At 29.5% G+C, this 12,774-nt stretch carries 14 protein-coding genes; all 14 read left to right on the top strand.

Annotated features, from left to right (window positions below):
* Positions 1-30 precede the first annotated feature (30 nt).
* A complete protein-coding gene (locus tag Q0881_RS13745; RefSeq protein WP_299161360.1) occupies positions 31-1,467 on the top strand; it encodes a M20/M25/M40 family metallo-hydrolase in 1,437 nt (478 codons plus the stop codon).
* A gap of 525 nt (positions 1,468-1,992) precedes the next feature.
* A complete protein-coding gene (locus tag Q0881_RS13740) occupies positions 1,993-2,739 on the top strand; it encodes an outer membrane beta-barrel protein (protein ID WP_299161357.1) in 747 nt (248 codons plus the stop codon).
* A gap of 11 nt (positions 2,740-2,750) precedes the next feature.
* Positions 2,751-4,511: a S41 family peptidase gene (locus Q0881_RS13735; protein WP_299161354.1), complete on the top strand. Its 1,761-nt coding sequence runs from the start codon at positions 2,751-2,753 to the stop codon at positions 4,509-4,511.
* A 98-nt stretch (positions 4,512-4,609) separates the two neighbouring features.
* On the top strand, positions 4,610-6,223 hold the full coding sequence (locus Q0881_RS13730) for an amidohydrolase family protein (protein ID WP_299161351.1): 1,614 nt from the start codon (positions 4,610-4,612) through the stop codon (positions 6,221-6,223).
* A 44-nt stretch (positions 6,224-6,267) separates the two neighbouring features.
* Positions 6,268-6,609: a DUF3703 domain-containing protein gene (locus tag Q0881_RS13725; RefSeq protein WP_299161349.1), complete on the top strand. Its 342-nt coding sequence runs from the start codon at positions 6,268-6,270 to the stop codon at positions 6,607-6,609.
* Between the two features lie 256 nt (positions 6,610-6,865).
* Positions 6,866-7,405 (top strand): sigma-70 family RNA polymerase sigma factor, encoded by a 540-nt coding sequence (locus tag Q0881_RS13720; protein ID WP_299161347.1) that lies wholly within the window; start codon positions 6,866-6,868, stop codon positions 7,403-7,405.
* A 61-nt stretch (positions 7,406-7,466) separates the two neighbouring features.
* The gene (locus Q0881_RS13715) at positions 7,467-7,925 is read left to right on the top strand and encodes an SLATT domain-containing protein (RefSeq protein ID WP_299161345.1); all 459 of its coding nucleotides are present in this window, start codon (positions 7,467-7,469) and stop codon (positions 7,923-7,925) included.
* Between the two features lie 234 nt (positions 7,926-8,159).
* Positions 8,160-8,849 carry an NUDIX domain-containing protein gene (locus Q0881_RS13710; protein WP_299161342.1) on the top strand — a complete coding sequence of 230 codons (690 nt, stop codon included), beginning with the start codon at positions 8,160-8,162 and terminating at the stop codon, positions 8,847-8,849.
* A 64-nt stretch (positions 8,850-8,913) separates the two neighbouring features.
* Positions 8,914-9,756 carry a ribose-phosphate diphosphokinase gene (gene prs / locus Q0881_RS13705; RefSeq protein ID WP_299161340.1) on the top strand — a complete coding sequence of 281 codons (843 nt, stop codon included), beginning with the start codon at positions 8,914-8,916 and terminating at the stop codon, positions 9,754-9,756.
* Between the two features lie 2 nt (positions 9,757-9,758).
* Positions 9,759-10,394 carry a DUF4291 domain-containing protein gene (locus Q0881_RS13700; protein WP_299161338.1) on the top strand — a complete coding sequence of 212 codons (636 nt, stop codon included), beginning with the start codon at positions 9,759-9,761 and terminating at the stop codon, positions 10,392-10,394.
* Positions 10,391-11,230: a TIGR02452 family protein gene (locus Q0881_RS13695; protein ID WP_299161336.1), complete on the top strand. Its 840-nt coding sequence runs from the start codon at positions 10,391-10,393 to the stop codon at positions 11,228-11,230. The genes Q0881_RS13700 and Q0881_RS13695 overlap by 4 nt, the downstream gene beginning before the upstream one ends.
* Positions 11,230-11,736, top strand: coding sequence for an O-acetyl-ADP-ribose deacetylase (locus Q0881_RS13690; RefSeq protein ID WP_299161333.1), 507 nt, complete (start codon positions 11,230-11,232; stop codon positions 11,734-11,736). Before Q0881_RS13695 ends, Q0881_RS13690 begins: the two co-directional genes overlap by 1 nt.
* Positions 11,729-12,202: a macro domain-containing protein gene (locus Q0881_RS13685; protein ID WP_299161330.1), complete on the top strand. Its 474-nt coding sequence runs from the start codon at positions 11,729-11,731 to the stop codon at positions 12,200-12,202. The genes Q0881_RS13690 and Q0881_RS13685 overlap by 8 nt, the downstream gene beginning before the upstream one ends.
* Positions 12,203-12,216: 14 nt before the next feature.
* A complete protein-coding gene (locus Q0881_RS13680) occupies positions 12,217-12,762 on the top strand; it encodes an RNA 2'-phosphotransferase (protein ID WP_299161327.1) in 546 nt (181 codons plus the stop codon).
* Positions 12,763-12,774 lie beyond the last annotated feature (12 nt).

Raw genomic sequence — 12,774 nt, 5'->3', positions numbered from 1 at the left:
ACATTTATGGCACTTAAAAAGGTGTCATAAATGAAAAAACTATCGCTACTATTAATTTCTGGACTATTTGTAATTTCTTGTAAAACAGAAAAAAAGGAAAATGTTGCAATAACTCAAGATTTATCTACTGAAGAAAAAATAGATTCAACTCAAATTAAACACATTTTCAATACAGCTTTAACTGAAGGAAAATCATATGAATGGCTACGTGATTTAACACAAAATATTGGTAGCAGGTTATCGGGTTCTGAAGGAGCAGAAAAATCGGTTATTTGGAGCGAACAACTAATGAAAAAAGTTGGCTTAGACTCAGTTTGGTTACAACCTATCATGGTTCCTCATTGGGTACGTGGCGAAAAAGAAATTGCAAATTATACTTTTAATGGACAAGAAATAAATGTACCTATTTGTGCTTTAGGAGGTTCAATTGCAACTCCTAATAACGGAATTACAGCAGAAATAATTGAAGTAAAAAGCACAGAAGAAGCAAAAAGTTTAGGAGATAAAGCAAATGGTAAAATAGTTTTCTTTAACGGAGCTTTTGATAATACTTTAATCCAAACATTTAGAGCTTATGGAGGCTGTGTAGGTCAACGTTACGGAGGAGCATCTATTGTTGGTAAGTTTGGAGCCAAAGGAGTAATTGTTCGTTCAATGACTAATGGAATTGACGACTATCCTCATACAGGATCTATGGGCTACGGAGAAATTCCTAAATCAGAATACATTCCTGCAGCAGCAATTAGTTCTAGAGCAGCAGAGAATTTAAGCAAACATTTAAAAGAAAACCCAAGCCTAAAATTTTATTTCAAACAAAGTTGTAAAACACTACCAGATGCACCATCACATAATGTAGTTGGAGAAATTAAAGGAAGTGAAAATCCTGATAAAATTATGGTTATTGGCGGGCATTTAGATTCTTGGGATTTAGGTGAAGGCGCTCACGATGATGGAACCGGTGTTGTACAATCTTTAGAAGTAGCCTATTTATTAAAAAAGAACAATATTAAACCTAAAAACACCATACGAATTGTATTCTTTATGAATGAAGAAAATGGTTTAAGAGGAGCTACAGAATATGCTCGTTTAGCAAAACAAAATAATGAAATTCATATTGGTGCATTAGAGTCTGATGCTGGAGGTCATACACCTAGAGGTTTCTCTATTGATGCAAATGATAAAAACAGAAAACTACTACAGAGCTGGAAAAAATTATTAGCTCCTTATGGTTTACACGATATTACACAAGGGGGTAGCGGAGCAGACATAGGTCCGTTAAAAGACGATCATGTAACTTTAGTAGGTTATCGTCCGGATTCTCAACGTTATTTCGATTATCATCATGCAGCTTCTGACACCTTTGACAAAGTAAATAAACGTGAGTTAGAGTTAGGAAGTGCTTCAATGACTAGCATTGTATATTTAATGGATAAATATTTATACAATAACGAAACATTAAAACCTTAACAACTTAACTACATTCTAAATATTAGAATTTCATTTTTCTTGAAAATCATCAAAAAACTACATTTAAAACTTTTGTTTTGAGTGTAGTTTTTATTTTTTCAATTCATTATAAAATTCACATTCTATTATAATATTAATTACATTCTTCTCCTGCACCTCCTTTATTACACAGCCAGCATTTTAATAATATTTATCATTATTAAATCTCATTAATAGAAAAACTTCTCTTTTATTTTTTTTGTTTACAAGTCAATATTTAAATCACATAAGAATAATCTATTCTTAGCTTCTTGGAAGACAAGTATATTTAAGTAATAGAACTTAAAATAAATTTAATTCTCCGTTTATTCAATATTCATAACCGTTAATTGAATAAAAGCTACCGTTAATTAATTTACTACATATAAAAACATTCATTATGACTAGATTTAACACATACATCGTGATTCATATTTATTAAAAAGCTACTATCAGTCCCACGTACATTGTCATTGTACGTGTTTATTAATCTTAACATTAAAACTAATGAAAAAACAAGAAATGCATGAGAGAAGCCTCTCTATAATTCCTAAAGTATTAGGAATTCTTTTTATAATCTTAATAACCAGTTTTTCTAGTAGTGCTCAAAATAAATTTAGAATTAGCCTTTCTGGAGGACTAAATAACAATGACATTACTTACAGTGCCACTAATAGAGTAAATACTGAATATGTAGATGAGAGTGGAAATTATTTTAAAGCTGGATTCAATTTTAAAATTTACAAACATATTAGCATCCAAACAGGAATAACATACCTTAACAAAAACTATAAGTACCAAAGAACAGGTACTCGCGAAGGTATTTATACTCTTCATAAATCAAGGTATTTTAACATTCCAGTAATGGTAGGAATACAACCATTACATAAAGCTTTAAAAAACACAAAATTTAACTTTGAAATTTTTGCAGGAACTTATGTAGGTTGGTGGAATTCATTAGAAAGAGAAAGTACAGTTTACGTTTTTGCAGAATTTGATTTTGACGGATTTCCTCAAAAAACAGTAATAGATTCTTATGATTTTGACAAGAATGAGAATCAATTTAACAGAGTAGATTATGGTTTACAAGCTGAAACCAGGGTTGATTACAAAATCTATAAAAACTTAGGTGTTTTTATTGAATACTCTTTTATGTATGGTTTATCTGATAATCAAAAACAACAATTAAGAAAAGCATCTAACTATTATTACACCACTTCTAATTATGGTATGGGAATATCTTACAACTTTTAAAATTAAATATTATGAAAAAAATCAAATACATATTACTAATATTTATAACAATTATATCATTATACATGCTTCAATCGTGTAGAGAAGATTCTTTAGAAATAGCAGAGTTAAACAGAACTGGTGTAACCAGTTATTCTGATCTTTTCGACACTTTCTGGGATACTATGAATAACGATTACAATTACTTTAACGAAGAAAAAGAAAATTGGGACGATGTTTATAAAAAATACAGCCCAAAATTTAAAAACTTAACAACTTTTAATAAAGCTAATGTTGATGCAAATCAAGCCGAAAAAGAAGCTAATTTAGCATTTAAATATTTTGCTGAAATTATTACTGGAAAAATTTTAGACCAACATTTTGGGTTAAATGTGTCAATACCTTTACCTAGTATTACATTACCAAACCGTAATGCTACTATTAGTGCATCCTTTTCTAGTAACATGAAATACAAATACACAGAAGAGGATGGTTTTATTAATTTTGGAAGAAACCAAAGAAATCCAAAAGTTAGTAAAGGTAATGTAAGTTTGGTTATGAGCAATGAAAAACTAGACCCCACTACCATATTTAAAAGCGGCCCTTTTTTAGCTGGCTTCTTAAAAAATGATCCAGAAACCTTATATATTCAACTAACTCAATTTACAGTATACCCTAATAGCCTTACTGACAACTCTTTTCCTTTATTAGAAGACATAAGTAATATTTCTGGAATTAATCAATCATATTTTGAAGATTTAAAAAAGTTAGACAATAAGGCAGGTAAAGATTTTGAAAATTTAATAAAAGATAACTTAACTACTTTTAAAACGTTAATAAGTACAATTATTAATTCTAATGAATATAAAAATTATATAGAATCTCTTAATAGTTTTAAAAATACAGAACTAATAAACAACTTTCAAACAAGTTTAACTCCTCTAGAAAATTTCACAAAACTTACTAAAAGTAATTTTAATACTAAACACGCAAGTCTATTCTCTACGCTATCTTTATATTACAATAATCCTAGTACTACATATGCTCAAAAAGAAGCTGTTAATATACTTTATGAAATCTATAACAAACGTATAGAAAACTATAAAAAATTATCTGGGTTTACTAGTTCTATTAAATTTTTCATTTGGACTTTCTCTGATGATTTTGATGTACTATTAAATAATATATCAACAAATTATCCTCTCGATATTTATAATAAGTTATACAATCCTATTACAAATGGCAAGGCTAAAAAAATAATTTTAGACTTACGTGGTAATGGAGGTGGGTATGTAATTGATGCACGAATTTTTACAGAAAGATTTATAACCCAACAAAAAAATTGGGGGTATCAAAGAACAAAAGAAGGAAACGGAAGATTTAATTACAGTCCATGGGTATCTGTAGAAACAAAACCTCATAAATTTGCACTTAAACAAAATGTCCCTATAGCCATTATACTTGATGAAGATTCTTTTAGTATGTCTGAAATTAGTACTATGATGATTAAATCACAAGGAGATCATGTAACCATAGTTGGAGACAATAGCGGTGGAGGTACTGCAGGTTTAGGAGGTCAAGACGATTTTAACGGAGGTAATACATCAGATAATGGTTATTTATCCTTTTATATGCCTTTAATGGCGTTTAAAGACAGTAATGGAAAAATTGTTGAATCTATAGGAGTTGCACCAAATGTAAAAGTTATTCCTACTCAGGAACAAGTTGATCAATTAACAACAACTTATATAGATCCAGCTTTTGATGCTGCTTTAAAAGCAGTTAACAAATAAGGCTTTAAATTAAAAAAAGGAAAACTAGTGCTAGTTTTCCTTTTTTTAATTTAGTTTAAATACATTTGGTTTTTTATCTATTTAATTTAAATAAACCAATGAAAAAAAAACTACTCCCCCTACTCGCTTTAAGTTTCTTATTCTCTTGCAAAAAACAAGAAAAAGCAGATTTAATAGTTATTAATGCAAATGCATATACCGTAAACTCTAACTTTGACAAAGCTGAAAGTTTCGCCATAAAAGACGGTAAATTTATTGCAGTAGGAGATAATAATGAAATTCAAAAAAAGTATGCTACTTTAAAAACTATCGATGCAAAAAACAACCCTATATATCCTGGTTTTATAGATGCACATTGTCATTTTTACGGATTGGGTTTACAACAACAAAAAGTAAATTTAGTAGGTACAAAAAGTTACAATGAAGTACTTCAAAAATTAGTTGAATTTCAAAAAGAAAAAAACACATTATTTATAACTGGACGTGGATGGGATCAAAACGACTGGGAAGAAAAGGAGTTTCCTACTAAAGAAAAATTAGATCACCTATTTCCTAATATCCCAGTAGCAGTTCGTAGAATAGACGGACACGCAATGTTAGTAAATCAAACAGCAATTGATTTAGCAGGGATTACTTTAGAATCTAAAATTGAAGGTGGAGAATTTCTAAAAAAGGATGGGAAACTTACCGGAGTTTTAATAGACAATGCCATGAGCTTTATTAAAGTTCCGCAACCATCAAAAAAAGAGCAAATTCAAGCTTTAAAAGATGCTCAAAAAATTTGTTTCGATTTAGGCTTAACAACCGTAGACGATGCTGGTTTAGATAAGCAAACAATTGAATTAATAGATAGCTTACAACAAACTGGAGATTTAAAAATGCGTATTTACGCAATGATTTCTAATAACAAAAAAAACCTTGATTATTACCTTAATAAAGGAATTGTAAAAACAGAACGTTTAAATGTACGCTCAGTAAAAGTATATTCAGACGGGGCTTTAGGTTCAAGAGGGGCAACTTTAAAAGATGAATATTCTGATAAAAAAGGACATTTTGGAGCTTTAGTTAATTCTTATAGTAATTTACAAGATTTAGCAAAACGTATTGCAGCATCTGAATATCAAATGAACACACATGCAATTGGTGATTCTGCTAATTATGTAATGCTAAAAACTTACGATAATGTTTTAAAAAACAAAAAAGACCGTCGTTGGCGTATAGAACATGCACAAATAGTCGATTTAAAAGATTTTCATTTCTTTAAAAACGTTCTACCATCTATACAACCAACACATGCTACAAGTGACATGTATTGGGCTGAAGATCGTGTAGGAGCTGAAAGAATAAAAGGAGCTTATGCTTATAACGATTTACTAAAAGAATACGGTAAAATTGCTTTAGGAACTGACTTTCCGATAGAGCATGTAAGCCCATTATACACTTATTATGCAGCAACTATTAGAAAAGATTTAAAAGGATATCCAGAAAACGGTTATCAAATGAACAATGCTTTATCTCGAGAGAATGCGTTAAAAGGAATGACTATTTGGAATGCTTATGCTAATTTCGAGGAAAATGAAAAAGGTAGTATTGAAGTAGGAAAAGTTGCAGATTTTATCATTCTAGAAAATGATATTATGACTGTTGATGGAGATAAAATACCAAATACAAAGGTACTAGCTACTTATGTAAATGGAGAAAAAGTAAATTAAAAACGAATCTTTTTGTTTAAAAATAAGTCTGATTGTTAAAAATCATGACTAAACTTCAACGCAAGCAAGAGTTTTACAATCAAATAACACTTTATAAAAAGGCACTTAAAAACAATAGTTTTAGAGTGTCTTTTTATCATTTAGAAAATGCTCATATACTAGGGCAAAAGCATTTATATAGACATACTTTATCTCATATATATATGTTAATCTATGGAATAAAAACTAAAAACATAAAAGAAATACTTGGGCAAATTACTCGAATTCTTGCTTCCTTATTTTTTACAAATATCTGGGTACCAAAAGGAAATACAGGTGGAGCAAACATTTCTCCCATTAAACCTATTCCCATAAGAAAAGAATTACAAAAATATTTTTCGAAATAAATGCATCTTTTTAAACATTAAAAAGTCTACTATATGAACTTAAAATTAATGATTATGGAATATAAAAATCAATGTACTTGTAATTGCGATGGATGTAAAACAGGAAATTGTGCAAATTGCACATGTGAGAACTGCTCTTGTAACAATTGCAATTGTTAAAAATATATGTTAACTGTCATTACGAAGCACGAAGTAATTTTGATAAATCAAAAAATGCTTTTAAGCTTCGTAATGACATTTTTTGTAAATTTATAGTATGACTACAAATCAGGTTTGGACAAAATATGCAGATGACGTTAAGTTTTTTATTTTAAGTAAAGTAAAAGACATTACTGTTACAGACGATCTTTTGCAAGACACTTTTATTAAAGTGCACACTAAACTGCATACTTTAAAAGATATAACAAAACTAAAACCTTGGATTTTTACTATTGCTCGAAATTCAATAATGGATTATTTTAAGAACACCAACCAAACATTTGAATTGGCTAGTTTTGAAACAGAAACTACCATAGAAGAAAACGCACATACAGAAAAAGATTGTTTGCGTGGTATTTTACAAAGCTTACCAAAAAAATATAGAGATCCTTTATTTTTATCGGACATTAAAGGCTTAAAACAACAAGAGGTAGCTGATACATTAAAACAAAGTTTACCTACAACTAAATCGCAAATACAACGAGCACGTAAACTAATAGCTAAAGGTTTTATGGACTGTTGTGGTTTTGTATTAAATGAAGAAGGGAAATTAGTAGGAGAAATTCAAGATAAGGATGATTGTAAGATTTGTCATTAATTACTTTTTATTTTGTTGTTTTTCTTTTTTTAAATAAGTTTGAAAAAAGAATCAACTAACTATGACCAAAAGCCCCTTAACTAAATTTGAAATTTTACAAGAAGAAATTTCAAAAATGATAGAGAAAACCACAAACTCAAGTATTCAAAATAAAAAAAAATCGTTTAGAATTTATATTGGTATTTCAATTTCATCAGCACTAGTAACATTTCTCGTAGCAATTGGTGGGGATATACCCAAAGAATGGAGTTCTACTTTAAAAGTAGTTACCTTATTTTTTAGTGCCTTAAGTACAGTTTTAGCAGCTTGGGATGGCTTTTATAACCACAAACAACTTTGGGTTTATTATGGTGATTCTAAAAATAACTTAAAAGCACTTTTATTAAAATTGAGGCTTCTAAGTGATGATGATAAAAATAATCAAAATATGATAAACGAAATTCATAAGGAATATCAAGCCATTATGAATAAAGGTAATTATAAGTGGAAAGAGTTAAGGCTTGAAGACAATGCTGATTAATAATAATCAAATTATAATTCGTATAATAAATGTGGTGTATTTACAATAAGTTTTTAATGTTTTTTTATTTCACAGTCAAAGGGAGACATTGAAAAATGCCTTGGAAAGAATTATCCAACATATAAAAAATGGCTAAAAAGCCGTGAAGAGTCAAGTTAAAAAGATTCTCATACCTCTTAATATCTACCATTATTTACACAAAGTTTTTGTAATTTTGTGTAAAATCAACACTAAATGAAGATTCCACAAAATATAAAAGTTGCCGTAGATGCTGTTGTTTTTGGTTACGAACAAAAAGAACTTTCCGTATTATTAATAAAAAGAGGTGTTGAGCCTTTTAAAGGCAGTTGGGCACTTCCTGGAGGTTTAGTTTTAGAAAATGAATCTTTAGAAGATGCAGTTCAAAGAGAATTACAAGAAGAAACTGGAGTAACTATTGATTATTTAGAGCAGTTATACACCTTTGGAATCCCCGGAAGAGATCCAAGAAACAGAGTTGTATCAGTAACCTACTTTGCTCTGGTAAGTCCTAATAATTTTAAAATTAGTGCCGATACTGATGCTGATGAAGTACAATGGTTTTCTATTAATGAGTTACCTGAATTAGCTTTTGATCATGATAAAATTTTAAGCATAGCTTTAAAAAGATTAAAAAGTAAAATCAATTACCAACCAATAGGTTTTGAGTTGCTAAAAAAAGAATTTCCTTTTTCTGATTTAGAACACTTATACCAAACTATTTTGAATAGAAAAATAGACAGAAGGAACTTTAGAAAAAAAATATTAAGCTTCGGTATTTTAACAGAAACTGATAAGATTCACCAGCCCTCAAGTGGTAGACCAGCCAAACTTTTTAAGTTCAATGCTCAAAAATATAAAGAACTACAAAAAAGCGGTTTCCATTTCGAAATAAAGTTTGCGTAAAAAAAACACAAAAAACTTTTTACAACTATAAATGTTTTTTATATTTGCGTCAAAATTACGCAATATGATTTTAAATTTAGACAAACATTTTTCTCCATACGGAATTACTAACACCATAGAGTACAATTATTTTACTTTCTCGGGAGGAGAACCACATATTAAAATCATAACAGATTTAAAAGGTGTTTCGGAAGTAACTATAACACATCGTATCCAGTCATTTAATGATTTAGGTATACTATTGTTAGCTACCAATGCGCTTAAAAATATGGATATAAAAAAAATTAAAGTACTCCTTCCCTATTTTCCAGCAGCAAGACAGGATAGATTAATGCAAACTGGCGAACCTTTATCAGTAAAAGTATATGCTGATATTATCAATGCACAAAACTATGAATCGGTAACAATATTCGATCCGCATTCAGAGGTTACACCTGCATTATTAAATAACTGCAAAGTAATAGACAATCATACATTTATTAGACAAATAACTCAACAACTATCTGATGATTTATTGTTGATTTCGCCAGATGGAGGTGCTTTAAAGAAGATTTATAAAGTAGCAGCACATTTACAGAAATACGAAGTTATAGAAGGTTCAAAAAGCAGGAATGTAAGAACTGGAGAACTTACAGGATTTAAAGTATATGCAGACGATTTACAAGGAAAAGATTGTTTAATTGTGGATGATATTTGTGATGGTGGAGGTACATTTTTAGGACTAGCACAAGAATTAAAAGCAAAGAATGCTGGTAATTTATACTTAGCAGTTAGCCATGGAATATTCAATAATGGTTTTGATAAACTTGAAAAAGTATTTTCCAAAATTTTTACTACAGATAGTTTTAAAACCATCAATCATAAAAATTGTGAGCAAGTTCTATTGAATCGATTAATTAATAAATAACTATGAAATTAAAAAAAGAGCTATATAAAGATCAACTAAAAAAGTGGCCTCATGAAGGACATCATATAATGGCTCAATATGATGATGAAAAAGTGATTGTGTATCAATCGTACCGTCCAGCTATTGGGAATTTTGCTATGAAGAACCAATACTTCGGAGGCCCTTTTAAATATACGAGAATGACCTGGATAAAACCCAACTTTTTATGGATGATGTATCGTAATGGTTGGGGAACAAAAGAAGGCCAAGAAGTAGTATTAGCAATACACTTAAAACGAGAAGCTTTTGAACGTTATCTCAATAATGCTGTCTATTCTAGTTTTCAAGAAAACGTATACGAAAACTGGGACAAATGGCAAGAAGAGGTGAAAAATTCTTCAATAAGATTGCAATGGGATCCAGATCACGATCCTTATGGTAACAAGTTAGACCGAAGAGCTATACAACTAGGTATTAGAAATGAAGAAATTATTCAATATGCTACTAAGGATATTATAGAAATTGAAGACATTTCAAATTTTGTAAAAGAACAATACCAGCATGTTTTAAATAATAATTTAGACAAGTTAATTGTTCCTGTTGAAAAACCTTATTTAAGTAAAAACAACAAAATTAACAAAAGATTAAGATTGCAATGAAAAAATCAACAAGAAAAATAAAAGCGCAAGAAACTCTAAAAATAATCGAGCAAGGTTTTTATTTAGACACGAGCAATAATAAAGTAACAATAAGTAAGGAAATTGAAAAAGCTGTAAATGATACTAGATATTTTACATCACAAGAATTAGATAACTTAAAAGAAACAATCAATTTTAAAACCGATACTAAAACCGAATTCACTATTGTTCAAGAAGATTCAATTAGTAGTATATTAAGATTATCAAAGAAAAGCAAAAACAAAATAATGTGCTTAAATTTTGCTTCCGCTAAAAATCCAGGAGGTGGTTTTTTAAACGGTGCTTTAGCTCAAGAAGAAAGTTTAGCCATTTCTTCAGCTTTATATGCCTGCCAAATAAAAGCTTATGAATTTTACAATACCCATAGAAATATGAAATCATGTATTTATACCGATGACATGATTCATAGTCCTAATATACCTGTTTTTAGAGATCGAAATGGTAACCTAATCCAAAACTATACTACTTGTGGTTTTATCACTTCTGCTGCTGTAAATAAGGGTGTCATAAAATTAAAAGAACAACATTTGTTAAGCTCTATTTCTGACATCATGGATTTGAGAATTGAAAAAATGTTATCTATATGTGCTAAAGAAAACTATGAAACATTAATACTAGGTGCTTGGGGATGCGGAGTTTTTCAAAACGACCCTAAAACTATCGCTATTCTATTTCATAAACATCTAAGTGGTAAATTTAAAAACCATTTTAAACATGTTGTTTTTGCTATTTATTCTAAAAACGAAAAATTTATAAATGCTTTTAATAGTGTTTTTTATAAAGAAATTACTAAGTGATGATAATCAAACTTATCAAAGGAGATATTACAAAAATAAAAGTTGATGCTATCGTAAATGCAGCAAATTCTAGTTTATTAGGAGGTAGTGGCGTTGATGGAGCAATACATAGAGCCAGTGGACATGCAATTTTAGAAGAATGTCAAAAAATAAGAAATAAACAAGGGAAATGTAAAACTGGTGAAGCTGTTATCACTGGGGCTGGTAAATTACCCGCTAGGTATGTAATTCATACAGTTGGTCCGGTATATAACGGCGGAAAAAAAACAGAAAAAGAATTATTATCCAAGTGTTATGAAAACAGTATGCTACTCGCTAAAGAAAATGGTTTATCATCTATTTCTTTTCCATGCATTAGTACAGGAATTTACCGTTTCCCAAAGCTTTTAGCTGCTGAGATAGCTGTAAAGACAATTAAAGATAACCCTATTTTAGAAGAAGTTATTTTTATTTGTTTTGATGAGGAAAATTATAACATATATAAAAAACTACTTAGCTATGAATAACATACAGTATACTAAAGGAGATGCAACAAAACCTAAAGCAGAAGGAAACAAAATCATTGTACATATATGTAATGACATAGGTGGTTGGGGAAAAGGATTTGTTATGGCTATTTCTAAAAGATGGAAAGCTCCAGAGCAAGAATATCGAAAATGGTATACTTCTCAAGATAATTTTACTTTAGGAGCTGTTCAATTTGTACAAGTAGAAAAAGATCTTTGGATTGCAAATCTTATTGGACAGCATAAAGTTAGAAAAGATGAAAATGGTAATCCTCCGATTCGTTATGAAGCAATACAAGAGGGTTTAAAAAAAGTTCATAACAAAACAAAAGAGCTTGAAGCATCTATACATATGCCAAGAATAGGTTGTGGTTTAGCAGGTGGAACATGGGATAAAATAGAACCTTTAATAATCAAAGAATTATCTAAAAATCAAATCTCTACCACTGTGTACGATTTTGTTTAAAAGATTTAAAAACTATGAATGAAAAAGAAATAAAAAAGATCAGTAAATTTTTAAGTTTATTGTTAAGACATAAACCAGAAAAAATTGACTTAACATTAGATAAAAATGGCTGGGCAATTGTAGAGGAGCTTATCAATAAATCAAAAAAAGCAGGAACCTTATTTTCAAAAGAAGATTTGGAACTTATAGTTAAAACAAACGACAAACAACGTTTTGCTTTTAATGAAGACAAAACAAAAATAAGAGCCAGTCAAGGACATTCTATACAAGATGTAGAGATTTTAACTGAAACACAAACTCCTCCTCCATTTTTATATCATGGAACAGTAGCAAAGTTTATCGCACCCATCAAAGAAACTGGCTTACAAAAAATGAATAGGCAGCATGTTCATTTAAGTCTAGATAAAGAAACAGCTATAAAAGTAGCAAGCAGAAGAGGAAAACCAGTAATTTTAACTATTAGAACTGATGAAATGTACAAAGAAGGATATAAGTTTTATCTTTCAGAAAATGGGGTTTGGCTAACAGACAATATACCATCGCATTTTATTCAGTTTTAAAAACAAATAACT

Origin of the sequence: uncultured Tenacibaculum sp., from assembly GCF_947494125.1 — a bacterium.
Classification (GTDB): Bacteria; Bacteroidota; Bacteroidia; order Flavobacteriales; family Flavobacteriaceae; genus Polaribacter.
The sequence above is the reverse complement of the archived record's forward strand: the minus strand, read 5'-3'. Positions and strand labels throughout refer to the sequence as shown.